The 26,910-nt window shown below is 47.0% G+C and carries 22 protein-coding genes and 1 other annotated feature; of the genes, 10 read left to right on the top strand and 12 right to left on the bottom strand.

The annotated features are described in order from the left end of the window. Positions 1–34 precede the first annotated feature (34 nt). From AYJ58_RS16195 to AYJ58_RS16145, 10 genes are all read right to left on the bottom strand, one after another. Entirely contained in the window at positions 35–1,960 is a 1,926-nt protein-coding gene (locus AYJ58_RS16195) for an IucA/IucC family protein (protein ID WP_106650915.1), read from the bottom strand. A gap of 9 nt (positions 1,961–1,969) precedes the next feature. Beyond that, on the bottom strand, positions 1,970–2,650 hold the full coding sequence (locus tag AYJ58_RS16190; protein WP_106650914.1) for a GNAT family N-acetyltransferase: 681 nt from the start codon (positions 2,648–2,650) through the stop codon (positions 1,970–1,972). Beyond that, the gene (locus tag AYJ58_RS16185) at positions 2,650–4,155 is read right to left on the bottom strand and encodes a lysine N(6)-hydroxylase/L-ornithine N(5)-oxygenase family protein (RefSeq protein WP_106650913.1); all 1,506 of its coding nucleotides are present in this window, start codon (positions 4,153–4,155) and stop codon (positions 2,650–2,652) included. Before AYJ58_RS16185 ends, AYJ58_RS16190 begins: the two co-directional genes overlap by 1 nt. 712 nt (positions 4,156–4,867) lie before the next feature. Continuing rightward, entirely contained in the window at positions 4,868–5,152 is a 285-nt protein-coding gene (locus AYJ58_RS16180; RefSeq protein WP_006082193.1) for a DUF2798 domain-containing protein, read from the bottom strand. A gap of 646 nt (positions 5,153–5,798) precedes the next feature. Next, positions 5,799–6,620 carry a tryptophan synthase subunit alpha gene (gene trpA, locus AYJ58_RS16170; RefSeq protein ID WP_106650912.1) on the bottom strand — a complete coding sequence of 274 codons (822 nt, stop codon included), beginning with the start codon at positions 6,618–6,620 and terminating at the stop codon, positions 5,799–5,801. A gap of 5 nt (positions 6,621–6,625) precedes the next feature. After that, positions 6,626–7,816 carry a tryptophan synthase subunit beta gene (gene trpB / locus AYJ58_RS16165; RefSeq protein WP_106650911.1) on the bottom strand — a complete coding sequence of 397 codons (1,191 nt, stop codon included), beginning with the start codon at positions 7,814–7,816 and terminating at the stop codon, positions 6,626–6,628. A 196-nt stretch (positions 7,817–8,012) separates the two neighbouring features. Then, the gene (gene trpCF, locus AYJ58_RS16160; protein ID WP_106650910.1) at positions 8,013–9,500 is read right to left on the bottom strand and encodes a bifunctional indole-3-glycerol-phosphate synthase TrpC/phosphoribosylanthranilate isomerase TrpF; all 1,488 of its coding nucleotides are present in this window, start codon (positions 9,498–9,500) and stop codon (positions 8,013–8,015) included. A gap of 4 nt (positions 9,501–9,504) precedes the next feature. Next, complete coding sequence (trpD, locus tag AYJ58_RS16155; RefSeq protein WP_106650909.1) at positions 9,505–10,572, bottom strand: anthranilate phosphoribosyltransferase; 1,068 nt, start codon at positions 10,570–10,572, stop codon at positions 9,505–9,507. Continuing rightward, positions 10,569–11,171 (bottom strand): aminodeoxychorismate/anthranilate synthase component II, encoded by a 603-nt coding sequence (locus AYJ58_RS16150; protein ID WP_006085429.1) that lies wholly within the window; start codon positions 11,169–11,171, stop codon positions 10,569–10,571. Before AYJ58_RS16150 ends, trpD begins: the two co-directional genes overlap by 4 nt. A 9-nt stretch (positions 11,172–11,180) precedes the next feature. Beyond that, a complete protein-coding gene (locus tag AYJ58_RS16145; RefSeq protein ID WP_106651846.1) occupies positions 11,181–12,875 on the bottom strand; it encodes an anthranilate synthase component 1 in 1,695 nt (564 codons plus the stop codon). Positions 12,876–12,973: 98 nt separating this feature from the next. After that, positions 12,974–13,081: a sequence feature (Trp leader region), on the bottom strand. 210 nt (positions 13,082–13,291) lie between these two features. Here AYJ58_RS16145 and rnm point away from each other — a divergent pair. The 6 genes from rnm to AYJ58_RS16115 all read left to right on the top strand — a co-directional run bounded on the left by rnm (position 13,292) and on the right by AYJ58_RS16115 (position 18,252). Next, a complete protein-coding gene (rnm, locus tag AYJ58_RS16140) occupies positions 13,292–14,152 on the top strand; it encodes an RNase RNM (RefSeq protein WP_106650908.1) in 861 nt (286 codons plus the stop codon). After that, positions 14,149–14,769 carry an L-threonylcarbamoyladenylate synthase gene (locus AYJ58_RS16135; protein ID WP_011788944.1) on the top strand — a complete coding sequence of 207 codons (621 nt, stop codon included), beginning with the start codon at positions 14,149–14,151 and terminating at the stop codon, positions 14,767–14,769. Before rnm ends, AYJ58_RS16135 begins: the two co-directional genes overlap by 4 nt. Before the next feature lie 159 nt (positions 14,770–14,928). Then, on the top strand, positions 14,929–15,717 hold the full coding sequence (locus tag AYJ58_RS16130) for a segregation and condensation protein A (RefSeq protein WP_106650907.1): 789 nt from the start codon (positions 14,929–14,931) through the stop codon (positions 15,715–15,717). Positions 15,718–15,720: 3 nt separating this feature from the next. After that, positions 15,721–16,317 (top strand): SMC-Scp complex subunit ScpB, encoded by a 597-nt coding sequence (scpB, locus tag AYJ58_RS16125; protein WP_011847142.1) that lies wholly within the window; start codon positions 15,721–15,723, stop codon positions 16,315–16,317. Further along, positions 16,310–17,185 (top strand): 23S rRNA pseudouridine(2605) synthase RluB, encoded by an 876-nt coding sequence (rluB, locus tag AYJ58_RS16120; RefSeq protein WP_106650906.1) that lies wholly within the window; start codon positions 16,310–16,312, stop codon positions 17,183–17,185. The genes scpB and rluB overlap by 8 nt, the downstream gene beginning before the upstream one ends. Before the next feature lie 101 nt (positions 17,186–17,286). Further along, positions 17,287–18,252 (top strand): hypothetical protein, encoded by a 966-nt coding sequence (locus tag AYJ58_RS16115; RefSeq protein WP_106650905.1) that lies wholly within the window; start codon positions 17,287–17,289, stop codon positions 18,250–18,252. A 143-nt stretch (positions 18,253–18,395) separates the two neighbouring features. On the opposite strand, the gene AYJ58_RS16110 is transcribed toward AYJ58_RS16115, so the two are convergent. After that, positions 18,396–19,133: a YciK family oxidoreductase gene (locus tag AYJ58_RS16110; RefSeq protein ID WP_106650904.1), complete on the bottom strand. Its 738-nt coding sequence runs from the start codon at positions 19,131–19,133 to the stop codon at positions 18,396–18,398. Between the two features lie 262 nt (positions 19,134–19,395). Between AYJ58_RS16110 and AYJ58_RS16105 the strand changes: the two genes are divergently transcribed. Continuing rightward, entirely contained in the window at positions 19,396–21,879 is a 2,484-nt protein-coding gene (locus AYJ58_RS16105; protein WP_106650903.1) for a VolA/Pla-1 family phospholipase, read from the top strand. A 111-nt stretch (positions 21,880–21,990) separates the two neighbouring features. Continuing rightward, positions 21,991–23,007, top strand: a complete 1,017-nt coding sequence (gene sohB, locus AYJ58_RS16100; protein WP_106650902.1) for a protease SohB — start codon at positions 21,991–21,993, stop codon at positions 23,005–23,007. Between the two features lie 208 nt (positions 23,008–23,215). Here sohB and AYJ58_RS22050 read toward each other — a convergent pair whose 3' ends face one another. Next, positions 23,216–23,398, bottom strand: coding sequence for a hypothetical protein (locus AYJ58_RS22050; protein ID WP_106650901.1), 183 nt, complete (start codon positions 23,396–23,398; stop codon positions 23,216–23,218). A 210-nt stretch (positions 23,399–23,608) separates the two neighbouring features. Between AYJ58_RS22050 and mprF the strand changes: the two genes are divergently transcribed. Together mprF and AYJ58_RS16085 are read left to right on the top strand one after the other, a co-directional pair. Continuing rightward, positions 23,609–26,161, top strand: coding sequence for a bifunctional lysylphosphatidylglycerol flippase/synthetase MprF (gene mprF, locus AYJ58_RS16090; protein WP_106650900.1), 2,553 nt, complete (start codon positions 23,609–23,611; stop codon positions 26,159–26,161). A 7-nt stretch (positions 26,162–26,168) separates the two neighbouring features. Continuing rightward, complete coding sequence (locus tag AYJ58_RS16085) at positions 26,169–26,894, top strand: AcvB/VirJ family lysyl-phosphatidylglycerol hydrolase (RefSeq protein ID WP_106650899.1); 726 nt, start codon at positions 26,169–26,171, stop codon at positions 26,892–26,894. Positions 26,895–26,910 lie beyond the last annotated feature (16 nt).

Genomic DNA, 26,910 nt, shown 5'->3' with positions numbered 1-26,910 from the left:
AACGTTTCGTAAAGTTTCAGGTCTGAGCTGCGTGTTAACGTGTTTTCGGCTCAGCGCTGCCAAGCTTTGGACGCTTAAAGGCATGGCTTTGTCTAAAGGCCGCCAAGGGGTTATCGATACCGCCGGCGAAACGCAGGTTTTTCTCCCTGTCGGCGAGATCTATCATTTGTTGGTTATTATTCAATTGGATACGATTGAGGCAGGTGCGTACAAAGCTGTCCTTGAACAGATCGTATTGAGCAAATTTGGCGGCCAAATGTGGATGCTGGGCTTGGTAATCACGTACATTGTCTGCCACTAACTCCCAGAATTGGCTTTCACTGACACTGGTTTGCTCATCGAGCAGCGGTGCTAAATAGCGGAAAATACAGTCAAAAATATCCAGTAAGATGTAGTTAAGCTTCATTTCTTCTTCAAGGCTTACCGCCAGGCGTTTTACATCATCAGGTAGCGGCTTCGCGCCATTGAGTACCGCGACTTCTTCGCCTATGTCTTTCATTAAAATCTTGACTGGCACATATTCATCCAGCACTAAGATCAGGTTTTCCCCGTGCGGCATAAAGACCAGATCGTAGGCAAAAAACGCATGTAACAGCGGCGATAAATACAGGTTTAAGTAGCGATTGACCCACTCCTTTGCAGGTAAGCCAGAGGCGGCAATTAAGGCTGCAATCAGCGCTTTATCTTCATGATCCGTATGCAGTAGCGCTGCCATGGTCATCAGATTCTGCTTAGGCTCAATGTGCGGCAGTGGGCTTTCACGCCACAGGGCAGAGAGCATTTTTTTGTAGGCGCTATCTTGGGTGAGCGCCTGCTCGTAATAATGGTGGTGGTAACCTATGGCGGCAATTTCCTTTAGGATCACAAAGCCTTGCTGAGTAAAGTAAGGGTCGCTCTCAACCAAGTTCGCCACCCACGCATTAATTTGCGGTGTGCAGCTCATGTAAAGGGGCGATAGACCACGCATAAAACCCATATTTAGGATGGAAAGTGCGGTTTTGACATAGCACTTTTGTGGCGATGCAAGATTGAAGAACGTGCGTATCGATTGCTGCACTTGGTATTGCTCATTGCCTTCACCAAGGTAAACCAGATCGCCACGGGCTATGTCGCCGGCAAAGACGCGGGCGATTTTTTCGCGCCACTGCCAAGGATGTACAGGCATAAAGTAGAAGTCCTGTGGATCGTGCTGCTGGCTTTTAAGATGCTGCTGAAAATCATTGAACTGCTGACCAAGCTCCTTCTTTAATAATGCGTCGTGACTCAAGTTTTCGAGGGCGGCAAACGTGGTCTTACTCTTGCGCACGCCAAGCCAGACTAACTGCATTGGCACGGCGCTTTCTGGGGCAAATTGACGGTAATCCTGCATATCGAAGCCAATCCGGCCGTTATTGGCAATAAACACCGGATGACCTTCTGTCATTCCCGCTTCTATGCTCTGATAATCGGCTCGCGCCAGCGTGGCTGCGGGGATCGCCTGATGCGCTAACTTGTACGCCTTGCTATAAAGCGTGCTAGTGATTTCTTCTAAATAGGTGGGCAGTAAGGTTTCGCTGATCCCTAAGTCATTTTTAAGGGAAATAATCAGCGACATCGCATCGAGAATTTGCTCTTGTCCTGCGACTGAAACGCGGATGGAATCGGCATCAATCGCCAGATGATCGAGCTGATAGTGCCGCGCACTAAAATAGTAAGTGCTGTTATTGAGCCGCAGTTCATAGTGGTTAAGCCCTGCTTTTTGCCCGTATAGCGTCGGCGTGATGATTTTCTCGTGGGTGAATTCGCAGAGGATTTTCTTCACTAAATGCCGATTAGCCGCTTGCCAATAGGCGGGGGTCAAATGCTCTGGCATAGAAGTCGAGGTTGACGACAGCGCAGGATTGAGTTGAGCCGCCGCGTGAGTTTGATGATCCTGCGTTGGCAATGGATCCATTAGTAAGGCTTTTGTGGGTAAGTTCATCTTGTTCACCTAAAGAGTCGAAAATGTTATGGGAGAGGTTGCGGGTGCTTTGAACGAGCTTGGTAGCACTGAGCTTGTCTGGGCTAAGCCCGTCGAAGAGGGTGGGTTTGATGCGTGCAGACGATCAGCCGCAGTGCAAAATCCGAGGTAAGCTGCTTTAGTACTTAATTGAATCGCTTTTTCATAGCGAATGCCCACTCGGCTATTTAAGCGATGAATTTTGCCATTGAGTTGATCGGGTTCAACCACAAGGCGGCTAAAGGCCAATTTTTCAAGCACAAGCTGCGCTATCGCATCCATCACTTTGAAAGATAAGCCGCTGATTGGGCCGCCATCGGGCGGCGCGATAATCAGGTGCATACCGCAATCCCCCTTCGCAACAGGATAGTGGTAACCGATTTCATCGTGGGCGGGATCGTAGAGCTCCACCATAAAGAGTGCTTTGCCCTGCCACTCACCTATCAAGGCAAACTTGTGCTGCGTGGTTGCCATAAGGTTCTCTATGGCGGCGAGACTCAAGCCTTGCATGCCCCAAAACTGCGCGTACTCTTGGTTAAACCAAGACTGCAGTGTTGGTGTGTCTTGCTTAAGATCTAACGCTCTGAACTGGAAACCATTGATGCTTGTCATCGCTGATAGCTGCGTTAAACCTAGCTGCGTTAAACAATGGTCACTGAAATGACTCGCCATTATTGCGCCTCCTTGTTTGGCGCCATCAAGACCGACATATGGGCTCCCGCGCCTGCGCTCATACTCGAAGTCGGCGTTTGGGTTGGGTAGAGATGCGGCGATGCATCAGCGTTATTGTTGTGCGGCGACGTCTTTTGGAAATGTTTAGGATTAAGAACCAGTCTATTAATCGCATTGGCGCCGCAGGGCTGATGCTTGGCAAGTTTGGCCGGATCGAAGGTTTGAAAGGCGATATGTTCTTCAATATGGTAGGGCGCATAACCAAGCACGGCCTTTAAGATAATACCGTTGCGATAACAGCCCATACCCAGATCCGGGGAACTTATTCCATGGGTATGTAAACCGACATTTTGGACAAAAATATCCCCGCGAATATCTATGCTGTAGTCGCGTTGCACCACAAGTTGTCCCGCATCATCGAACTCGATCTGTTGCTTTATCTCTTTGATAAATTCAGGTAAACGGTAGTGATAGCCAGTGCCTAACACCACTGCACCCGTGGTTTGGCTCAAAGGGGTATCTTGCTCTTGATGCTGGAAATGTAACTTGAGTGCATCTGGATCAGTTTGAATACGGGTTAACGCCACATTGGTCATCAATTGGCATTGGAAATCCGCAATCAAGCGCTTTTGATATAACAAGTCATAGATGTCGTTGATAAGCTCGGCATTAATGCCCTTGTAGAGCGATTTTTGACTAGCTATCAAAGCACAGCGTTTTTCCGGTGCTAATTCGTGGAAGTAATCGACATAATCTGGCGAGGTCATCTCCAACGTTAGCTTGGTATATTCCAATGGATAGAAACGTGCTGACCGTGTCATCCAATTGAGTTGATAGCCATAGGTATCAATGTCTTGTAGTAGATCGTAAAACACTTCTGCCGCACTTTGGCCGCTACCAATCACTGTGATGGCACTCTGACTCTGCAGGTAGGTTTTTTGCTGCATATAGCTGGCGGTATGCATGACCCGCGCATCTTGAATGGGGCAATCCTTTGGAAGGTAAGGCTCTGTTCCTGTGCCTAGTACTAGCTTTCGGCATTGATGGGTATGGGTTTTGCCACTGTGTCTATCAAAACCTGTGACGCGATAAATCCCTTCACCGGCGTTGTAATCCACTTGAGTAACCTTAAAACCAAATTTAAGGTTGCTGAGTTGCTGGCTTACCCATTGGCAGTACAAGTTGTATTCGTGGCGAGGTAAAAAGAAATTCTCACGAATGTAAAAGGGATAAAGTCTGCCCGTTTGCTTGGCAAAATTAAGGTAACTGTAGCGACTTGTGGGATCGGCCATAGTCACCAGATCCGACATAAAGGGGGTTTGCAGTCTTGAGGATTTGAGTAGCATGCCAGGATGCCAGTCAAAGCTGGTTTTAGCATCTAAAAATAAGCAGTTAAAGCCGTCGATAGGTTCTGATAAGGCGGCGAGGCCAAGATTGAATGGACCAATGCCTATACCGAGTAGATCAAAAATTTCGCGATCCATTTCCCTTTGCTGTGTAGTCACTTACGTCTCCTTTGGCAACATGCTGTTGCGTGTTGCCGATCCAGTAATCAGTTACCTAAGGACGCAAACCAAGTTAATGCGGCTGTCAAAATAGCCTGTTTGGCTATCTATTTTGCTGTGGTTAATTCGCTATGTTTAGCGTAGTCCTTAGGCTATTTTCCCTGCTGCCTCTGTCCCGACAACGGCCAGTAAATTAGCACGTGAAAATATTCAAATGCAAACCATTCTCATTTGTGTGGTGGTGTGAATTAATACTTTTAACTTACGGATATGCGTGCTGAGTACGGTTAATAACATATGTGTCTGTAAGATAATTGGCCGGCAAAAAGGCTAAAACTGAGGTATGTATAATTGAAGCCATTGCGAAGGGACTAGTGTAAAAGGCCATTAATACAATTGGTTATATTGATTGGCGCGTTGGTTTATTCGTAGGGGAGTATGGATCTAGGCGTCGGTAATGTCGGCTTAGCCTAATGGGGATAGTTGCCGCTTAAATGTCAGTGTAAATCCATTGTAAAGCGCAGGTTGAGGCCTAGCTGAACGCATAGGTCAAAATGAGTGAGTTAGGCGGTAAATAGGGACGTCATCTCGGTATGGGGAGCGGCTGTGGGCATTTCTTAAGGGAATGAATTGAAGCGAAAGCCGTCCTAAGACGACTTTGAAATGTAGCTGTTAACTTATAAATGCAAGTTAAAAAGGCTAAATCGTAAAACTAGCGTAAATCGACAAAGTGTCCGGTAATTTTACGTACTAATGGCAATACCATCAGTAATGTTGGGAAGGCGACCACCCATGAGATAAGCCAAGCACCGAGCCAGAGTTCGATAAACTGCGGTGAAGCGCCAACGCCATTGAAAGTGCTGATCCCAGAAACGATACAACTCATCAGAATGGAAAGGAAAAAGGGCATTACAACCGTGGCATACTTGGCTGGTAATTTAGGCGTGCCCAAAAAAGTACGAGGTTTGTCATCGGGCAAAGATTTGGAAATGGTCATCGGATCCTCTATTGGAGATGTATCAGGCGAATGATTTGTCACAGGCTAACACAGTCAATTGCGTTATCGACTTCATTTGCTCTTCCCATTGGGTTCAATAGCGAAAGCAAGGTATTTAAGCGATTGATGAAGTTTAGCCCGCGCGGCGACATTCTAGGTATTGCACCGATAAAGCGCAATCATTAAAGCCCAATCATGAAAGCCAAAGCTAGCCTAGCTGTACGTTGGCAGTTAGCGCAGGGATCAACACTTAATTCATTCCATTCGTAATCCAAAGCGCGCCTGTTGCATTGATCCATTGACCTAGTGACCGAGCGAAATAGAAGATTTGCTTAGTTAGTATCAAAGGGGAGTGCAAGGTTTGATTGCGACAGGTAAATCGTATCTTCGGGTGTTTGGCTGATGTCGACGATTTGTCCTGAGGCTTAAAAGTGACAGTTATGCAGTGGTGACTTCAGATATCGTGTGAGTGTCCGTATTGTTTTGATCGATTGTCTTGATAGATGGTTTTTGAGCGAGATAAAGGCTGAGTAAACATAGAGCTTGGTAAATATAAACAAAATAAGCGAGGCGACGAGTCTACCTCACTTATTTTATTTGTAATTGAATTCTTGATTTATATTGGATTAGTTAAATCAAGACTCGCTTAGGTTGCAGCCTTCATGGCGCGAGTAAAATCGCCAAGTGTCGCCAGTAGCTTAGCTTCATCGTGCTGGTGGGTTTCGATGATTTTCACGACGGCAGAGCCTGAAATTGCCCCCGCAGCACCCGCTTTGATGGCCTCGCTCACCTGTGAAGGCTCGGCAATACCAAAACCGAGTAGCGGTGGCGGCGCATTAAAGGCTTTTAATTTAGATAAAATTTCCTCTACCGGAACGCCAGCTTTAGTGTCTGTGCCTGTCACCCCTGCGCGGGATAAGAGATAGGTGTAACCTTCGCCGCTGGCGCTAACCAGTGCAAGGGTTTTACTGTCGGCATTAGGTGGCGCGATAAAAATCGGCGCAATACCATGGGCTTTAGCGGCTTCGCTAAAGGGCGCGGATTCTTCCACTGGTACGTCGGCAATAAGCACTGAATCCACACCCGCTTGCTGCACTTTGGCGTAAAACGCATCTATGCCGTTAGCAAACACTAAGTTTGCATACAGTAGCAAACCGATTGGCAGTTCAGGGTATTTGGCACGCACTTGGGCAAGCAATTCAAAACACGCCGTTGGAGTCGTGCCTGCGGCTAAAGAACGCAGGTTAGCGCCTTGGATCACTGGGCCATCGGCTAAGGGATCGGAAAACGGAAAGCCCAGTTCTAAGGCATCTGCGCCGTTTTGCACTAAGGTATCGATAATTTTTAGTGATAACTCAGGGCTAGGATCGCCAAGGGTGACGAAGGGGACAAAAGCGCCCCGGCCTTCGGCCTTGAGTTTGGTAAAGGTGGCTTGGTATCGGCCAGTGTTGGTAGACGTGTCACTCATGCTTATTATTCCTCTTTACCATTCAAAATGTCAGAAACGGTGAAAATATCTTTGTCGCCACGACCGGAAAGATTGACCACTAAAATGGTTTCCTTGGTGCACTCGCGCGCCATTTTCACGGCGTAGGCGAGGGCATGGGCCGATTCCAATGCGGGGATAATGCCTTCGCAGCGCGCCAGTTGTTGGAAGGCTTCTAAGGCTTCATCATCAGTAGCCGATTCATAACGGGCGCGGCCTGTGGCATTGAGGTGCGCGTGTTGCGGGCCAACGGAAGGGAAGTCCAATCCGGCTGAAATCGAGTAGGATTCTTCGATTTGCCCTTCGCTGTCTTGCATCAAAGGCGCTTTCATGCCGAAGAAAATACCTGTCTTACCGTGTTTAAGCGGCGCGCCGTGCATTGGCGTGTCTATGCCTTTACCCGCAGGTTCGACGCCAATCAGTTCGACACTTGGCTCGTCGATAAAGTCAGCAAACATGCCGATGGCGTTGGAGCCGCCGCCAACACAGGCGATAACCGCATCGGGCAGACGACCTTCACGTTCTAGCATTTGCTTTTTGGTTTCTTCGCCAATAATGCGTTGGAATTCACGCACTATGGTTGGGAACGGGTGTGGCCCCGCGGCCGTGCCGAGTAAATAGTGGGCCTTTTCGTAGCTGCCAGACCAGTCGCGCATCGCCTCGTTACAGGCATCTTTTAGGGTGGCAGAACCTGAGGTGACAGGAATGACTTCTGCGCCCATCAAACGCATTCTAAATACGTTAGGTGATTGGCGCGCAACGTCTTTCGCGCCCATATAGACTTTACATTTTAAGCCTAATAGCGCGCAGGCAAGGGCGGTGGCAACGCCGTGTTGTCCTGCACCGGTTTCTGCAATAATTTCCTTTTTACCCATACGCTTAGCCAGCAGTGCTTGGCCTAATACTTGGTTGGTTTTATGGGCGCCGCCGTGGAGTAAATCTTCCCGTTTAAGGTAGATTTTCACCATAGGATTTGGGCTTAAATTGCGGGTTAAGGTGAGCGCCGTTGGCCGACCCGCGTAGTTTTTTAGTAAATCGGTAAATTCGGCTTTAAAGTCGTCATCATCTTGGGCTTCCACAAAGGCAGTTTCTAATTGCTTAAGGGCTGGCACTAAAATCTGTGGCACATACATGCCGCCGTATTCGCCGAAATAAGGGTTAAGCTTTAACTTTGACATACCTTTTTCCTTATCTTATCAATCAGTTTGTCAGTGGCTTCGATGGTGCTAACAGCGTTTTGGTGTTAACCGCATCATAGTGTTAACTGAGCCGTTATCTATTTGGCCACTGGCATTAATAGGTTCATATTTTTTGTCGAGCATCACGCTTGTCGAGCACCAACTGCATCTAGGGCTTCTTGCTTAGCGCGATAGGCTAGAGACGTAAATGGGTAAAAGCCGTTTGGATCAGTTGCGCCGATTTAATTCCTGCGGCGGTTTCTAGGCCGGAATTAAAATCTAATCCGTAAAATCCTTGGGCATTGGCACTGGCCGCATTGCCTGGATTGAGTCCGCCCGCCAACATGGCATGGGCCTTTTGCTGGCCTAAGGACTTCACATCAATATTTTGCCAATTAAAGGCTTGGCCCGAGCCGCCAAATTGACCTGCCGTTTTACTATCAAAGAGATATCGCGATGCTCCTTGAGGTATGTTGCCAAGTTCACCGGTTTGCGCATTGACGCTGACGGCTTTCCATATTTGGGTGGTGAGTCCCGCTTGCTCAAGTCGCTCAGCGAGCTGTGCAATTTCAAGCTCAGTTTCAGTGCCATGAAGCTGCACCGCAGATAACTGCAAACTGGCGGCGGTATCGGTAATAGTACTTGGCGCGGCATTAACAAACACGCCGACAAATTCAATGGCGGGGGCATCGGATGCGCGATACGCCCCGAGCAGTTGTTCTGCGCCATCAAGGGTTAAGGCTCGCGGGGATTTTTCAGCAAAAATCAGCCCGCCATAGACTGCGCCTGCTGTTGCTGCGGCGCGAATATCTTCCACGCGGGTGAGGCCGCAGACTTTATTGTGACCGAAGATCAATTTACGGCAGGCCAAGTCGATATCAGCCTCGGCCATAATCGAGCTGCCAACGAGGAAGCCATCGACCAGCGGACTCAGGCGACGCACTTGCTCATTGTTGTAGATGCCAGATTCGCTTACCACCACGCGGTCGCTGCCAATGTGTGGCGCCAGCGCTTCTGTGGTGGCGAGATCGGTACTTAAATCCCTTAAGTTACGGTTGTTGATGCCGATAATCGGCGCATCTAATGCGATGGCGCGCTTAAGTTCATCTTCGTTACTGACTTCGGTCAGTACATCGAGTTGATACTTAGCGGCTTCTTTCGCTAGACGTTGATATTGTTCATCATCAAGCACGGACAGCATCAACAGAATCGCATCGGCGCCTTGGTGGGCGGCGAGTTTAATTTGGTATTCATCGACAAAAAAATCTTTACACAGAATCGGTTGGTTCACCCGAGCGCGCACCTTAGGGATATAGTCCATATCCCCTTGGAAAAACTGCTCGTCGGTTAATACCGAAATGCCCGCCGCATATTTTCCGTAAATATCGGCAATGGCTTCTACATCAAACACATCGCGGATAAGCCCTTTGGACGGGCTGGCTTTTTTACATTCTAAAATGTAACCCGCCTTGGGCGCCTTGAGTGCGGCAAATAAACTGCGGTCAGAGATTTTTGGCGACAAGCTTGCCTCGGGGAAACGCAGTTTCAAGGCGGCAATATGGGCCGCTTTGGTATCGACAATACGGGTTAACACATTACTTTTTGGCATAGCGTTTGTGGCTGCCTCTGGCTGAGTACGCAGGTCTTGAGTCATTGCTGTTGGAGTCACTTCTACTTGAGACATTCGCTTATCTTCCTCTTTCTTGACCGTTGACATGGGCTTCACCGCTGACTTTTGCGAGCTGGCTTAACAATTCAAAGGCTTTGCCGCTTTGAATGGTAGCGAGCGCAAGTAAGGTTCCGGCTTTGACTGAATCAGCAATTCCACAGACATATAAAGCACAACCGGCATTGATGGCGACCGCATTGGCATGTGCTGCAGTACCGTTGCCTTTTAAAATCGCCTCGGTAATCAAGGCATTCTGCGCGGGTTCGCCACCTTCTAAGTCTGTTATCTGCGCTAAAGGCACACCTAAATCGGCGGGCGTGAGTTGATACTCAATAATGTCGCCGTCTTTTAACTCAGCAACTTGGGTGTTGCCGTGCAGCGCGACTTCATCTAAACCGCTGCCGTGCACTACCATAGCGCGTTTTGTGCCAAGCGCCTTTAATACTTTCGCTATCGGTAAGACTAACTCAGGGCTATACACGCCAAGTAACATAAACTCAGGCCTTGCAGGGTTGATAAGGGGCCCTAACACATTGAATAAAGTGCGCGTTTTCAGTGCTTGTCTTACGGGCACCGCATGTTTTACCCCGCCATGGTAGTGGGGCGCAAACAAAAAACACAGATTCAATGCGTCGAGGCAACGACTGGCAGTCTCTGGCGACATAGTTAAGTCGATGCCAAATTGCGCCAAAAGATCCGATGAACCCGATTTACTCGACACGCTACGATTGCCGTGTTTGGCGACCTTAGCGCCTGCCGCCGCGGCAACAAAGGCCGCAGTGGTGGAAATATTAATGGTATTAAAGCCATCGCCACCCGTGCCAACAATGTCAACGATGCCATTGTTAATGCTATCGCCATTCGAGTAGGGAAAAGACTTGGCAGCGGCGCGCATGGCATCGGCGGCGCCGCTGATCTCATCAATAGTCTCGCCGCGCATTTTCAGCGCAACTAACATTCCCGCCATTGCAGCTTCACTCATTTCTCCGCGAATTAACGCGCTAAAAATCTCAAAGGTTTGCTCGCGGCTTAAACTTTTACCTTGGTATAAAATGTCGAGTAAAGGCTGAATAGGGTTGGTACTCATGCGGTTACTCCTGTTGTCATGTCTTGGGTAAGAAAGGCTAAGGTTTGAATGAGCAGTGTGCTGCCTAAGGTGGTGAGAATCGATTCTGGGTGGAACTGAAAGCCAACGGCTCTGTGCTCAGGGTGCAGAATCGCCATTGGCATAGCGTCAGTCGTTGCGATTACTTGCAAGCAATCAGGCACGTGAGTGGCGACGAGACTGTGATAACGGGCAACGGGCAGGGGAGAGGGCAAACCAGCAAATACGCCTGTGCCATCATGGAAAGTAGGGCTTGCCTTGCCGTGGACCACAAAAGGCGCGCGCGCCACTGTGCCGCCGTAATATTCCACCATAGCTTGATGCCCAAGGCAGATACCCAGCATAGGGACTTTACCGGCGACTTTGGCGATAAGCGCCATCATAGAGCCTGCCTCATGGGGCGCACCAGGACCGGGTGATAACACTAGGGCTGCGGGTTCTTGTTCGTTAAGCAGTTTTTCAGCAATAAAGTCGGCGGCAACATCGTTGCGGTAAATCACCACTTCACAGCCTAGGCTGCGAAATTGATCCACTAGGTTATAGGTAAAGGAGTCAAAGTTATCGAGTAGATAGAGTTTCATGTTTGGCTCCTATTTAGATGGTACTGAAATGGATTGCACAAAAGTGGATTGAGCTGACGCGTCATTTACTGGCGATTCATTGATTCGCAGTCCAGCGCCCATTTTGATTGCCGAAATCACTGCTTGAGCTTTTTGACGGGTTTCGTCAGCCTCGCTTTGGGGATCCGAATCAAACACGACGCCCGCGCCTGCTTGAATAAAGGCGGTGCCATTTTTGACAAAGGCCGAGCGGATCACAATACAGGTGTCCATATCCCCAAGGGCATTAAGGTAACCGACTGCGCCGCCGTAGCTGCCGCGGCGGGCTTTTTCCGCTTGGCGAACCAGTTGTGATGCGCTTACTTTGGGCGCGCCAACTAAAGTACCCATATTCATACAAGCCTGATAAGCATGCAGCGCATCTAAGTCTTGGCGCAGTTGACCCGTTACGCGACTGACGAGGTGCATCACGTGGGAATAACGGTCCACTTTCAATAATTCAGCGACTTTACGGCTGCCGCTTTGGCTGATGCGCGCGATATCGTTGCGAGCTAAATCGACCAGCATTAAGTGTTCTGACAGTTCTTTTTTATCTAAACGCAGTTCAAGTTCAATGCGGCTGTCTAAGTCAAAATCAATCTCGCCCGTGGCGGTTTTTCCGCGTTTGCGGGTGCCGGCAATCGGGTAGACTTCGACTTGATTACTGCTGGCTTCGTACTTAAGCGCGCTTTCGGGTGAAGCACCGAAAAGCGTGAAATCTTGGCCCCTGAAATAAAACATGTAAGGGCTTGGGTTAGTTAGACGAAGGGCGCGATAAGCCCCTAAGGTATTCGGGCAAGGTAAACTAAAACTACGCGATGGCACTACTTGGAAAATATCGCCCGCAATAATGTGTTCTTTCAAATCGATAACGGTTTGTTTGAACACCTCATCGGAAATATTGACTTGCTCAGTCGCGTCGATGGCGACCAGTGTCGGCACATCGGCAGGCGAATTACCCAGAGTTTTACATTGTGTGCTTAACTGCTGAACTCGCTCGCTCAGCGCTGCGGTGATAGCGGTATGCTGGGCTGAATCGCTACTGAAATTATGGGTAATGATGTCGGCTTGTTTCAGTTTATGGTCGATAAGGATTAAGGTTTCAGCGAGGTAAAATAAGTAGTCTGGGCAATCATTATCGCGGTTCGGTACGGCTGGCAGCGGTTCGACGGTATCAATCAAGTCGTAGGCCAGTACGCCACCTAAAAACAGATCCTCAAAGGCGGGTTTATTTTGGCTGTCAGTATGAGCGCCACAATCAATCTGCTGGATAAACATCCGCAGGCCATCGAGTGGCGAGGTCGATTTTAAGCGTGCATCTTCATCCTGCAGCTGAGTGTCTTTTTGCAGCGTCACCACTAAAGTCAAGTTATCACGGACTAGACTGGCACTCATATCAGCACGATCGCTGCTCGCACAAAAGAAGGTTTCGATTGGAGCAAGTAAGCTCGCGCCATTGTCGGTCAGTGCGGTAAAGGTCAGTTGATAACCGTCGCAGCGGATCATCATGGCGGCATGGGTCATCACCATGCTTTTTAAGTGATCTTTACTGTCGATTTCGGCCGATTCTAACAGCATAGTATGGGGCGCATCTTGGGTGATGTGCTGATATAAGCGCAGTGGATCCCTGTGGTAGGTTAATGCCGCCTTGAGTGTGCTTGAGCGTGCGAATGTCTGTTTGGGCATGTTCATACTCCAGCTACCTTATAAAATGTCTTTAACATCATGAGTTCTCTCGCTTTCTTAATCTTGTTACCCGAGTCTGCCGACATTTTTCGCACCTAACAAAAAAGCCCGCATTTCTGCGGGCTTCTTGTTGATTCTGGTCACTTTCAAATGAGCACAGAGCTTCACACCACCCGCTAAGTTGGGAAGTGCCACCACCAAATGATGTTTAATGAAGCATTAATGTGTGTCATTCAAAAGGGTCTCGCTAATTCAGTAATTGGTGTATAGAAAACCTTAGCTGGGGTCGAATGTCAATTGAATATTTTTCATTTTCTGCGATTTATTCACTTTAATGACGCAGAAAATTTAAGTCACACAGCCACAAAATGCGAGATAGCAGCGCATTGATTAACAAATTCACGTACAATAGCCCCATGAATACTCAAAGCATATTGGCTGATCTGCACAGCCACACGACCGCATCCGACGGTCAGTTAACGCCGTCTGAATTGGTGGCTAGAGCCCTTGAAAAGGGCGTGCAGTTATTTGCGATTACTGACCACGACACGGTAGCAGGTTTACCCGAAGCCCGCGCCTTTAATCAATCGCAAGCAGAACCATTGAAATTGATCTCTGGCGTAGAAATCTCTACTCGCTGGAACAGTTATGATATCCACATCGTTGCGCTTAACTTCGATGCGGATAATCCTGCGTTATTAGCATTTTTAGAAAACCAGCGTGAGTTACGTGAATTACGCGCTCAAGAAATTGGCCATAGATTAGCCAAGGCCGGTATTGAAGGCGCTTACGAAGGTGCCAAAGCGTTGGCGGGTGAAGCGGCATTGAGCCGTGGACATTACGCCCGCTGGATGGCTGAAAATGGTCATGCTGTGGATATGCCGAGCGTATTTAAACGCTATCTTGCCCGCGGTAAAACCGGCTATGTCCCCAATAATTGGGGTGATATGGCCAGCGCCATCGATATCATTCATAACGCGGGTGGATTAGCTGTGTTGGCGCATCCCAGTGGTTATAAGTTATCGGCAAAGTGGCTTAAGCGCTTAGTGCGCGAATATAAAGAAGCGGGTGGAGATGCCATGGAAGTGGTACTTGGCCAGCAAACATTAGACGACAGGGCCAACCTTGTGGCCTTGAGCATACAAAATCAATTGCTTGCATCGATAGGGAGTGATTTTCACTTTCCGAGCAATTGGATCGAATTAGGTAAAAATCTGTATCAGCCCCAAGGTATTGATTGGGTCTGGCAATCGAAATCTTGGGTGGAACGACCATGAGTCAGTTTTTTTATGTACATGAAGTAAATCCGCAAGCTCGCCTTATCAGTCAAGCTGTTGCCGCCTTAAAAGCGGGTGGTGTGATTGTTTATCCTACCGATTCGGGCTATGCCTTAGGCTGCTTGATTGGTGAGAAAGACGCGATGACGCGGATGGCGAGAATTCGTCAAATCGAGAACGATCATAACTTTTCATTGATGTGCCGCGATTTATCTGAGCTTGCGACCTACGCCAAAGTGGATAATCAGGCATATCGCATCCTAAAAAGTTGCACACCTGGGCCTTATACCTTCATTTTTAAAGCGACTAAAGAAGTGCCGCGTCGCTTACAAAATGACAAGAAAAAGACCATAGGTATTCGCGTGCCCGACAATGTGATCGCACTGGCGTTGCTTGAAGCCTTAGATGCGCCGCTGATGTCGACCAGTTTAGTGATGCCAAATGCAGAATTTGCCGAGTCTGATCCTGAACAAATTCGCGACTTGCTCGAGCATCAAGTGGATGTGATTATCCACGGTGGTTATTTAGGCGAAAAGCCAACGACTGTGATTGATATGTCTGAAGATGGCGCCGAAATTTTGCGTGAAGGCGCGGGTGATATCACGCCGTTCCTCTAAATCCGCCGCATTAGATTTATTACGAATGGATGCGGGTAAGTGATGCGGATATGGGGAGTTAACATTTGGCAGTTTTATCGCCGTAGATTTACAGGTATAATCGCGCGTCTGGCGTTAGCCTAAGTTGGGTAGCGCAGCGTTAACGGAGCAAGATAGCGGATGCAGGGCACGCAACAGAGTTTACCCTTAGCCGTTATTCGTGGTCAGGCAATGACCGAAATGCCGCTGGATTTGTTTATTCCGCCTGAGGCATTGGAAGTGTTCCTTGAGTCCTTTGAAGGACCATTGGATTTACTTTTATATTTGATCCGTAAGCAAAAATTAGACGTTGTCGATTTACCCATTCAGCAAATCACCGCGCAGTATTTAGAATATATTACGTTGCTGACTCAGGCTCGAATCGAGCTTGCCGCCGATTACTTAGTGATGGCAGCAACCCTTGCGGAGATTAAATCCCGTTTGCTGTTGCCGCGTATGGTGGCAGAGGATGAGGTTGAGGAAGATCCTCGTGCGCAATTGATCCGTCAGTTGAAAGCCTATGAAGTGATTAAAGAAGCATCGCAAAAACTCGATGATTTGCCGCGGCTCGAGCGGGATGTATTTCAAGCCAAAGCAGTGGCAGCACCTGACATTAAGCCGTTAATGATCCCGCCAGAAGTCTCGTTGTTCGAAATTGCCCGCGCCTTTGGCGATGTGCTCAAACGAATTGATGCCTATGAAGATCATCATGTTAAGCGTGAACAGTTATCGACGCGTGAGCGCATGAGCCAGATTTTAGCCATGCTGAACTCGGAAGATTTTACGGCATTTGATCGTTTATTTACCGTAGCGGAAGGCCGGGCAGGCGTGGTCGTGACCTTCTTAGCACTGATGGAATTAGTCAAAGAATTATTGGTTGAATTGTACCAAACAGAACCGTTTTCAACTATTTACGTTAAGGCCTATTAATTGATGCAGATAAATCCGACTCAATTAAAACAGCTTATTGAAGCGAGTTTGTTTGTATTGGGGAAACCCTTGTCGGCGAAAATGTTGAAAGACACTGTATTGGTGGATTTCACGGTTTCTAGAGACAAAATAAAAGCTGCATTGGATGAGCTGCAGCAGGATTATCAAGACAGAGGTGTGCAACTTGTGAAAGTCGCTGGGGGTTATCGCTTCCAGACCTTAGACGTCTTGAGTCCTTTTTTGCAGCCCCTGTGGCAAGAAAAGGCGCCTAAATATTCGCGTGCGACATTAGAAACCTTGGCGGTGATTGCTTATCGTCAACCTGTGACTCGCGGCGATATTGAACAGGTGCGCGGTGTGGCCATCAGTAGTCACATCATAAAAAGTTTGTCAGATAGACATTGGATTAAAGTAGTTGGCCATAAAGAAGTACCGGGGCGACCCGCGTTATATGCCACTACCTTAGAATTTTTAGCATATTTTGGCTTAGACACCTTAGCGGATTTACCGCCGCTGTCGGATACTGAGTCATTGCAGGCGGTTTTTTCAAGTGTGAAATTAACGCCGGAACAGTCAGAAGAGCAAAATACTAATGAGTGAAAAATTGCAGAAAGTCTTGGCCCGTGCAGGCCATGGCTCCCGTCGTGAGATGGAGGCATGGATTGCTGCAGGCCGAGTTAGTATTGATGGTGAAATTGCTAGCCTTGGGGATCGGATTGAAGCCGATGCCAAAGTACGTATCGATGGCAGAGCCATTTCGTTAAAGTCTGCCGAAGACGTGATCTGTCGCGTATTGGCATACCATAAACCTGAAGGCGAAATTTGTAGTCGTAAAGATCCTGAAGGCCGTCCAACGGTATTCGATCGCTTACCTAAAGTGCGTGATTCACGCTGGGTTGCGGTAGGTCGTTTAGACATCAACACCTCTGGTTTATTACTGTTTACCTCAGATGGTGAATTAGCGAACCGCTTAATGCATCCATCGAACGAAGTCGACCGCGAATACGCAGTGCGTACCTTCGGTGAAATCCCTGAAGCCACAGTACAACGTTTACGTACCGGCGTGATGTTAGAAGACGGCCCAGCGCAGTTTGATAGCATCAAGCCTGCGGGCGGTGAAGGGATGAACCAATGGTGGCATGTGTGTTTACGTGAAGGTCGTAACCGCGAGGTGCGCCGTCTGTGGGAATCCCAAGAAGTGCAAGTGAGCCGTTTGATCCGTATCCGTTACGGTATGGTTGAATTGCCAAAATCACTGCCACGGGGTGGCTGGGTTGAATTGCCAATGGAGCAAGTTAACTACTTGCGTAAATTGGCAGGTTTAGAAGCTGAAACCCGCACTATGCTTGCTGCCGATAAACACAGCGTAGCTCGTGCGCAGGTGAAAAGTGCTAAAATTCGCCGCGCAGTACGTAAGCATAAAGTGACAGGTTCGGGAAAACCTAAGCCATCGCGTCAGCGCAGCTAAGTTGTTTTATCCCAATGAAAAAGGCCGCTAAGCGGCCTTTTTGCTTTCTGTTATTTGCAGCTATGTTATAACAAGTCTCAGTTGGATTGAGGAGTGAATGGATGAAGCTAATTTCAGTGCGACGGATTTGGGAGCAAGCGGCCCATAATGCATTTACCGATTTAATCGCGTTTCAGGAAGCACTTTTTTGTGTTTTCCGTGAAGGGACTGCCCATGTGTCACCCGATGGCGCTTTGCGTATTCTACGTTCAGTGGATGGCGGTGAGACGTGGCAGAGCGTGGCGCTTATTCGTTCGGATGAGGCTGATTTACGCGACGGTAAACTGATTGAATATCAAGGAGAATTACTCTTACTTGGCGGCGGGACCTTACACGATAAGTCGGGTATACAATCACATCTTTGGCGCTCAGCCAATGGGCGATCGTGGTCGGATGCGCTAAAGATAGCTGATAAGGGCTATTGGTTATGGCGCTTAACTGAACATCAAAATACGCTCTATGGTGTGGGCTATCGCCCAGGACCTGATGGTGACACTCGTTTGTATAAGAGCGCTGATGGCGTACACTTCAAGACTTGGCTAAAGCTGTTTAATAATCAAGGTTATGTCAACGAAACAGCCATTGTTTTTGATCAAGACAGCGGCTTTTGTCTCTTGAGGCGCGATCCCGTTTGGGGCCCTGAATTTGTTGGTTTACTCGGCCGCAGCCTAGCGCCATTTACCGATTGGCAATGGCAAGAACTCGATAAGCGCATTGGTGGGCCTGTGATGTTGATGTATCAATCCCGGCTGTTGGCTGTGGTGCGCTTATATGATGAACAAGTTCGAACGGCTTTAGTTGAAATTCATCCAGATACTGGCGTGGTCCAAGAACTACTGACACTGCCATCGAAGGGCGATACCAGTTATGCGGGCGTAGTGATTGATGGAAATGAGTTGTGGGTAAGTTATTACTCAAGCCATGAGTTAGCTGACTCACAGCTGGATACGCAAAATTCGCTTGATGAGTCAAGCAGAGCCGCTAAAGCTAAAACAATGATTTATTTTGCAAAAATTCAGTTGAGTTAACATTAGCGGTGCGGCGTCTTTATGCTGCTTATTGCCATGGATTAATACAGAGCTCCATCTTGCGAATATCTAAAATAATAAAGGGCCATCAATAGGCCCTTTATTATTGCTAAATCATACTGCTAAACCGATAAGCGATGTGATTACTGAGCGTTGAACTGCTGACCGTTCACTGCGCTAGCATCTTGACCCATCAGATATAAATAGGTCGGCATGATCTCTTCTGCGGTTTTGAGATCCAATGGATTCTCAGCAGGGTAGGCTTTAGCACGCATCTCAGTGCGGGTAGCACCTGGATTGATACTGTTGACGCGAACCGAGGTGCCATCGCACTCATGGGCGAGGACTTGCATCATGCCTTCGGTGGCAAACTTAGAGAAGGCATAAGGTCCCCAGTAGGCGCGGCCTTGACGACCCACACTGCTCGACGTAAAGATAATTGATGCACTGGGTGCTTGGCGCATCACAGGTAGTAATGTTTTAGTTAGCATTACTTGGGCCGTGACGTTCACTTTGAGTACGTCTTCGAGTGATGGAATATCTATGTGTTCAAACGGGCCTAAGGCACCGAGCAGGCTCGCGTTATGTAATAAGCCGTCTAAATGATCGAATTGCTCGGCTATGGTATCGGCCATATCGCGATAATTTTGTTCCGTTGCGCCCTTAAGATCCAATGGCACTATGGCAGGTTTGGGATAACCGGCTTGTTCTATTACGTCGTAAACTGCTTCCAATTTTTTCACTGTTTTACCGAGTAAAATCACAGTGGCGCCGTGTTTTGCAAACTCAATGGCGGCGGTACGGCCGATGCCAGCACCAGCGCCTGTGACTAAAATCGTCTTGCCCTTGAGTAAATCTTTTGTTGCTTGATATTCCAACATGAGTCTCTTTTTCCTCTTGGCGAGAATGCCCGCCACTTCTAGAGTCGCCGAAGTGATAAACGCATGTTTCAAACAAATGAATGAAACTTTGTTATAAATAGCTAAAATGTTTGTGACAAACTTGTGGCTAACTCAATATTTTTACGTTAACTTGAAATGAGTTAGGGGCTAACATAAGCCCTATTGGTCACAGATTTAAAAGCTATTGTGACTAATTTCTTGGGGAAAACAAAACTATTACAACAAGATTTGGGGAAAAAAGATGAAAAGACTCATTTTGGGTGTTGCGATTGCATCTGCACTGGGCCTCACAGGATGTGGTGAGGACAGTTTTAACGAACTCAAGGATAAGACTGACCCGCTCGTCCCTGAATCGCACATAGTGTTCGACCCTGCTAATTCAAAAGTACCATTACCGAATGATTTGCTATTCAGTGGTACTAAGGATGGCACATTATCGATTCCGGGTGAAAGTTCAGGCAATTATGTTGATCCACAAATCGCGCTTGGGGCGTTAGATGGCTGGTCGACAACATCGCCGATTTCCATTGATATTGATTTAGCGAAAAAACACGATGGAACACCACTGACCCTAATGGCGGCATCGGTTGCACAACCTGGTGCAGTCAGAATGTTTGAGGCCACTGTCGGTGGTCCATTGTCTTCTGATGCTGAATGTACTGCTAAACCGTCAGTTTCAGCGTGTAAAGTCGGAGCAGAACTGCAGTTTGGCGTTGACTTTGTATCCACCGCATCAGGTAATAAAGTGGTAATAGTGCCGCTTAAGCCACTCAAAGCTGGGCAGTCTTATATTTATGCGACAACCAATCTTATTCAAGATTCTGAAGGTCGTGGCATTGCACCTTCAACCACCTATGGTTTGTTGAAGTTAGACATCACGACATTGCCATTAGAAACGCCAGATCAATTGATGCTGCAAACCTTAGTAAACAGCTATGAGAAAGGCATTGCTGCGGCCCATAATGTCGATCCTTCGACCATAAGCTACTCTGGGCTGTTTACGACTCAGTCTGTCGCTAACGTCTATGAAACGACTAAACTGCTGATGGCAAAGGGTGCGCCTTATGCCCCCAGTTTTGCTCAGATGCCAACGCCTGCCGGTTATACTGTTGCACAAGCGGTGGGATTAACGGACTCAAATAGTGCTGCCTTTAAAGCCGCTGATTTAGCCGATGTGTATACCGCAAAAATCAAACTGCCGATATACAGTGACTGCTCTTCGGTCAGTTGTTTATCCGCTGAGGGTAAACCATTAATTAATGGTCATTGGAAAGCACAAGGTGATAGCCCTGTATCTGTGCTACTAGCACTTCAAGCGGGCACGCTCAGCCAGAATAATTTTGGTATGCAAGCCGTGGCCAATGGGATTGCGAACCCTGCCGATGCGTTAGCCAATCCATCTCTAATGGCAGGTAAAACATGGTTGTTAGACGATGGTACCGCGGTAGATAAAACTAAGCATCTGACTAAGTTCAACCCAATTCCAGCGATTAAAGGATATGAAACCGTACCTGTACTGATTTCTATGCCTAATGCGGCAAGATTAGCGGACTTTTATCAGCAACAAGGTATTCCCTTTACTCCGCCGACAGCGGGTTGGCCAACAACAATCGCACTGCACGGTTTAGGTGGCGGTAAAGAAATGTCACTAGCCTATGCGGGTACGTATGCGGCCATGGGCGTTGCAACAATTGCTATTGATATGCCACTGCATGGTGCGCGCTCATTCGATGCTAACGGCGATGGGGTTTATGAAGTCTCTGCGACCGATCCTTCTTTTGGGGCTGTAGTCGGTACACCAGATGCCTTTAAAAATGGTAATCCGCTGGTGTTCGTGAATATCTCTAGCACTTTGTCGGTTCGTGATAATTTCCGTCAAGCGACGATGGACCATTTAGGTGTTCGTCTTGCTCTAACAGGATTAGCACAGGGCTTAGCACAAGCAGGTCAGCCACAAGTATTTGACGTGTCTAAAATCAGTGCTCAAGGTCTGAGTTTAGGCGCGATTGTCGGCACCGATTTTGCGACCTATGCCAGCACAGGCATGAAGAACCCTGCAACGGGCGATGCTTTGCCAAATGCTTATGGCATCAAGGCCTTATCCCTAGCTGCGCCAGCGGGAGGATTAGCGGGATCATTTGCGGGTTCTGCAACCTTTGGTCCAGTGCTGTTTAGCAATATCAAGGCATCTGCGACTTTCCAAGCGCTGGTCGATAAGGCTAATACTGCAGGATATGAGGTGGGGAGTCCTGAATATGCGGCACTGGTGCAGGCAGTATATGCCCAGTTTATTCCAACGTTTGCCTTTGCGGTTCAAACCGCCGTGGATTCTGCGGATCCAATTAACCATGCCGCTATGTTAAAGGCGACGGACTTACCTGTTCATTTGATTGAAATCGCCGGTGATGGCAACGGTAACTTACCTGATCAAGTGTTACCGAACCGGGTAGATAACTTCCCGTTATCGGGCACTGAGCCGCTGATCTCTGCTATTGGTCTACCTTGTGTCGATAGTACGAGTAAAGGTCATGGCGTTGTGCGTTTCTCTAAAGGCCATCATAGTTCGATTGTGAGCCCAAGTGAAACGGACGCTACAGACGGTATGGCTGCAGCTGCTACCGTTGAAATGCAGACTCAAGTAGCAACCTATGCTGCGACTGCAGGTAAAGGCGATGCGACGATTTTAGTGACAAACAGTGATGTCATTGCGACTTGTCCTAACTAATCTGCGCTTAATCGTAAAAACCCAGCGAATGCTGGGTTTTTTTATGAGCCTTTAGGCTGTTAGAATAGCGCGCAATTGACTGATTGATGTAACGCCCTAACGGAGAGCACTTTGGAATTTTTATACGAGTATGGAATGTTTTTGGCGAAAGCCGTCACGATAGTGGTCGCAATCGTTGCGGTTATTATTGTGGTGTTGGCTTCCACTGTTAAACATAAGTCAGATAAGGGCGAGCTGAGGATCACTAACCTGTCTGAAGAGTTAGAAGAACTGAAGCATGGCTTAAAAGAAGAACTCCTTTCAAAGAAGCAATTCAAAGCCTATGAGAAGCAATTAAAGGCTGAAGAAAAGGCGAAAGACAAAGCTGCTGATGACAGCATCACGGGCAAAGTGTTCGTGATCGATTTTAAGGGCAGTATCGATGCCGCTGAGGTTGCGTCACTGCGTGAAGAAATCAGTGCCATTTTAGCTATTGCGGAAAAAGGCGATGAAGTGGTTGTTAATGTCGAGAGTGGTGGCGGTATGGTGCATGGCTATGGTTTAGCCTCCAGCCAGCTTGACCGTTTACGCCAAGCCGATATTCCGCTAACAGTATGCGTTGATAAAGTGGCTGCCAGTGGCGGTTATATGATGGCCTGTGTTGCGAATAAAATTTATGCGGCGCCTTTTGCAATTGTTGGTTCAATTGGTGTTGTTGCTCAATTGCCGAACTTTAATCGTTTGCTGAAAAAGCATGAGATCGATTATGAGCAACATACGGCCGGTAATTTTAAACGTACCTTGACAGTGTTTGGTGAAAACTCCGATGAGGGAAGACAGAAGTTTCAAGAAGAACTCGAAGAAACCCACGTCTTATTCAAAGCGTTTGTCGGTAAATATCGCCCTGAGTTGGATTTAGTGAAAGTAGCCACGGGCGAGCATTGGTACGGCCAGCAAGCCATTGAATTGGGGTTAGTCGATGCGATTTCGACCAGTGATGATGTGATTATGTCACTTGCCGCAGAGCGCACTGTGTATAAGATGCGTTATCAGGTGAGAAAGAAACTTGCCGATAAAATTGCCCATGGCGCCTCTTTATCTGTGAATGCTATTTTTAATCGTCTTATCGAGAAAAACCGTCCAATGTAATTTAATCTAGTGTGGATACTTTTTGAGTATTCACACTTTTTTGTTTGGCTTAACGCCCAAAGCTGCGTATCTATTGCAAATTTTTTTAGCTTTTATATTATTCCCCCATCAATTTAAAATCATTAACTCACTATTGCTATCAGCTTGTTAAGCACATTAATAAAACGTCATGCAGCAAATGCGTAAATTCATTGCGAATGAAAAATCCCTATGTTAAAAATCCCGTCGATAAAGTGGTGTTAAAAATAATACCAATCGTATTAAATATCTGTTCATTCAGCGGGAGTTCAACGCACTTTAGACAAGGCGAAGGCTTGAAGGCATAGTGGTGCTCTGTCGAAAGCCTTAAACGCAGTATAAAGCGCGTTGAAACCCGCCCTTCGGGAGCCACACAGGCATCCCACTCCCGTGTTGCATTGACTTAAAAGGGAATAACCATTTCTGCGTCAATGCGCCTTGGATTGAGATGCCTGTGAGGTTCTGAACTGATTAGATATTTAATGTGACTGGTATTAAACTAAATTTAATTAATTTTTAATGCTGTTTCAATTTTGACGTTAAATAACCTTAGCTGAATCAATTTTAGGTGCTGGAGATTAACATGGGGAGACGAGTGCGGGTGTTTATTAGCCTTATAATATTCACTGTCTCATTACTCTTGCTTTATAATTTAGAGCAAGAATATCAATTAAGTGACATTGTTAAAGAGGTGAAAGGATTTTCATTTGTTGAGTTGATATGTGCAGCACTACTTACCGTGGGAAGTTACTCTTTATTAACCTTGTACGATTTTATTGCCGTTCGAAATATCGACAAGGAGATACCTTATCGTAAAATAGTGCCTATTTCTTTTCTGGGTTTTACCTTCTCCAATACCATTGGGTTCTCGCTGTTAACAGGGACGTCGATAAGATATAAGTTTTATTCCGAACTCGGCTTAAGTGGTAATAAAATCACTCAAATAGTCATTTCATGTTCAGTGACATTCTTCCTCGGACTCTTTTTCATTTGTGGTATTGCACTGGTATGCTTTCCTGCTGAACAATTATCAGCCTTACCTTTGCCAACATGGCTATTTTCATTAACCACAGTAATCGGTATTGGCATGCTGCTCAGTGTATTCGGTTATTTACTGATGAGTGTGCTGCGCAAAAAGCCATTTAACTTTCGTGGCTTTGAAATTACGCCACCTCTATTATCTGTATCTTTAAGACAGTTGTTAGTCTCTTCACTTGATTGGATTGTCGTAGGAACCTTGTTCTATAGTTTACTGCCCGTGGTAGACAATTTGGGTTATATACAGGTCTTAAGTATTTTCTTTGTGGCGAATGCGCTTGGGGTGCTTGCCCATGTGCCGGGTGGTATTGGGGTGTTCGAGTCCGTCGTGACTGTGGCCTTATCGCAATATTTACCGGTTGAGCAAATCCTCGGCGCCATTATTGTCTATCGGATCATTTATTACATTATTCCATTCTTAATCTCTTTGGCATACTTTGTTATTACAATCGCGCTGTCAAATAAAGATAAAATTGTAAAATTAAATACTCGAATTGCATTTATCCGCCAACTGTTACCACCGCTACTGAGTATCAGTGTATTTAGTTCAGGTTTATTATTACTCTTGTCAGTGGTTAATCCTTCTATTATTCATAAATATCACTGGTTAGGCGAGTTAGTACCGCTGCCGATCATAGAAATATCGAGCATCATTTTGAGCGTGAGTGGTGTCTTGCTATTGTTGTTATCCCATGGATTATTTAAACGCTACCAGAACGCCTTTGAATTAACGAAAAAGCTGCTGTTGGTGTGCGTGTTATTTATTATGCTTAAGGGCGCAGAATGGGAAATGTCACTCGCGATAGGATTAGTGTACACATTGATGTTGCCATGTGAGAATTTGTTTTATCGAAAGGGTTCAGTCGTCGGGATTAAATACTCTTTTGGTTGGCTGTTATCACTTTCTGCCGCTTTATTCTTAATGATTTGGCTATTATTTTTCTCCTATCAAGATGTTGATTATGATCATTCACTCTGGTTTACCTTCTCCCCCGATAGCCATGTATCACGAGCATTGCGAGGTGGAGCGATTGCTATTTTTATCGTGCTTGCCTTTGCCGTGCGTTATTTCTCGTCACGAACTCAGCTTAAATCACCACAACTGGATACGCATTCATTAAAGCAGGCGATGGAGATTGTCGCACAGTCGCCGAGCAGTCATGGCTATTTGGCCTTAGTGCAAGATAAATCAATCCTATTTAATGAGGATAAAGACGCCTTTCTTATGTATGCAAGGACTGGACATTGCTGGGTGGTAATGGGCGATCCAATTGGTAATCAACAGAAATTTGATGATTTGTTGTGGCAGTTTAGGGAGTTATGTGATGCCTACGACGGTTGGCCGGTGTTTTATCAAGTGACGCAAAAATACCTGCCGAACTTTTTAGAGCAAGGATTAGGTTTATATAAATTAGGCGAGGAGGCAATTGTTCAGCTTGACCAATTTGACTTAACGTCGAGTCGTTATAAAAGTTTGCGCCAGAGCCATGCCAAGGCGCAGCGTGAAGGCTTAAGTTTTACTGTGATTGAGGCGAGTGAAGTAAGGGCCATACTGCCGCAATTAGCCGCCATATCATCGACTTGGCTAAAGGCGAAGCAAGGGCGCGAAAAGGGGTTTTCTGTCGGCTATTTCTCTGCCGCTTATCTGTGCTCGACACCTATGGCATTAGTGTATGCAAAAGGTGAACTCGTGGCGTTTTCAAATGTTTGGGCGAGTGCCGCTCAGGTTGAATTTTCTGTCGATCTGATGCGTTACGAGCCTAAATTATCGAGCAGTAACATCATGGATTTTCTGTTTACTGAGCTATTGCTATGGGGAAAACAGCAAGGCTATCAGAGATTTAATCTTGGGATGGCGCCGATGTCAGGCTTGACCGACAGAGCGTTGGTGCCATTTTGGACTAAGTTGGCGAAGGTTGTGTATAAGAAGGGCAATAAGTTTTATAACTTTCAGGGGCTTAGAAGATACAAGGATAAGTTTAATCCAACGTGGGAGGCTAAGTATTTGATTTGTTATGGCGGATTATCTCTGCCAATTGTGGTGGGCAGTTTAGTGACATTAACGAGTCGTGGTGCAACCGGTGTATTTAAAAAGTAGGTGAACGATGAATAAATCCTTTGTGAAAATACTCAGCCTTATGATGATGTTTTGTAGTAGCTTTAGTGTCTTAGCCGATGACTTTGCTGACTCACTCGGCCTAACACTTCTGCCAGTTGCTAGCGGCGCGAATGACAAAGCGAGTGCGAAAAAGCCGCCCTTAGTCATCTTTATGAGTGGCGATGGTGGCTGGGCTAATTTAGATCAAGGTGTGAGCCAGTTATTGCAACAGCAGGGCTGGCCAGTGGTGGGGTGGAGTTCGCTAAAATACTACTGGAAACAAAAAGATCCTAAGGATGTGACTCAAGATACTATGGCCATTATCGATAAGTACGAGGCCGAATTTGGCACACGAAAGGTGGTATTGGTTGGCTATTCTTTTGGTGCCGAAATCATACCTTTTGTGCTTAATGATCTGCCACTCAAGTATCGCCATAAGATCCTCGGCGGGGTGTTATTGTCACCTTCACAGACGTCGGATTTTGAAGTGCATGTGAGTGAAATCGTCACGTCTAGCAATGAGTCCGCAAGTTATCTTACGTTGCCCGAGGTAAATAAACAGAAGACAGTGCCTATGCTGTGTTTATACGGCAAAGACGATGATGCCCCTAAGCATTTGTGTCCTGTGGTAAAACAGCCGAATGTGACTGTCATGGAGTTAGATGGTGGCCATAGTTTTGATGATGATTACGACAAAGTGGTGACTATCATAAAGCATTGGTTGAAAAGTTAAGTTATCACCCGATATC

Origin of the sequence: Shewanella sp. Pdp11 (assembly GCF_002838165.1) — a bacterium.
Lineage (GTDB): Bacteria > Pseudomonadota > Gammaproteobacteria > Enterobacterales > Shewanellaceae > Shewanella > Shewanella hafniensis.
This window is presented reverse-complemented; position numbering and strand designations above follow the sequence as displayed.

Excerpts from the sequence above, each read along its gene's own strand:
- AYJ58_RS16195 (WP_106650915.1), bottom strand. The coding sequence starts at position 1,960 with ATGAACTTACCCACAAAAGCCTTACTAATGGATCCATTGCCAACGCAG.
- AYJ58_RS16190 (WP_106650914.1), bottom strand. The coding sequence starts at position 2,650 with ATGGCGAGTCATTTCAGTGACCATTGTTTAACGCAGCTAGGTTTAACG.
- AYJ58_RS16180 (WP_006082193.1), bottom strand. The coding sequence starts at position 5,152 with ATGACCATTTCCAAATCTTTGCCCGATGACAAACCTCGTACTTTTTTG.
- trpA (WP_106650912.1), bottom strand. The coding sequence starts at position 6,620 with ATGAGTGACACGTCTACCAACACTGGCCGATACCAAGCCACCTTTACC.
- trpB (WP_106650911.1), bottom strand. The coding sequence starts at position 7,816 with ATGTCAAAGTTAAAGCTTAACCCTTATTTCGGCGAATACGGCGGCATG.
- trpCF (WP_106650910.1), bottom strand. The coding sequence starts at position 9,500 with ATGTCTCAAGTAGAAGTGACTCCAACAGCAATGACTCAAGACCTGCGT.
- trpD (WP_106650909.1), bottom strand. The coding sequence starts at position 10,572 with ATGAGTACCAACCCTATTCAGCCTTTACTCGACATTTTATACCAAGGT.
- AYJ58_RS16150 (WP_006085429.1), bottom strand. The coding sequence starts at position 11,171 with ATGAAACTCTATCTACTCGATAACTTTGACTCCTTTACCTATAACCTA.
- AYJ58_RS16145 (WP_106651846.1), bottom strand. The coding sequence starts at position 12,875 with ATGCCCAAACAGACATTCGCACGCTCAAGCACACTCAAGGCGGCATTA.
- rnm (WP_106650908.1), top strand. The coding sequence starts at position 13,292 with ATGAATACTCAAAGCATATTGGCTGATCTGCACAGCCACACGACCGCA.
- AYJ58_RS16135 (WP_011788944.1), top strand. The coding sequence starts at position 14,149 with ATGAGTCAGTTTTTTTATGTACATGAAGTAAATCCGCAAGCTCGCCTT.
- AYJ58_RS16130 (WP_106650907.1), top strand. The coding sequence starts at position 14,929 with ATGCAGGGCACGCAACAGAGTTTACCCTTAGCCGTTATTCGTGGTCAG.
- scpB (WP_011847142.1), top strand. The coding sequence starts at position 15,721 with ATGCAGATAAATCCGACTCAATTAAAACAGCTTATTGAAGCGAGTTTG.
- rluB (WP_106650906.1), top strand. The coding sequence starts at position 16,310 with ATGAGTGAAAAATTGCAGAAAGTCTTGGCCCGTGCAGGCCATGGCTCC.
- AYJ58_RS16115 (WP_106650905.1), top strand. The coding sequence starts at position 17,287 with ATGAAGCTAATTTCAGTGCGACGGATTTGGGAGCAAGCGGCCCATAAT.
- AYJ58_RS16110 (WP_106650904.1), bottom strand. The coding sequence starts at position 19,133 with ATGTTGGAATATCAAGCAACAAAAGATTTACTCAAGGGCAAGACGATT.
- AYJ58_RS16105 (WP_106650903.1), top strand. The coding sequence starts at position 19,396 with ATGAAAAGACTCATTTTGGGTGTTGCGATTGCATCTGCACTGGGCCTC.
- mprF (WP_106650900.1), top strand. The coding sequence starts at position 23,609 with ATGGGGAGACGAGTGCGGGTGTTTATTAGCCTTATAATATTCACTGTC.
- AYJ58_RS16085 (WP_106650899.1), top strand. The coding sequence starts at position 26,169 with ATGAATAAATCCTTTGTGAAAATACTCAGCCTTATGATGATGTTTTGT.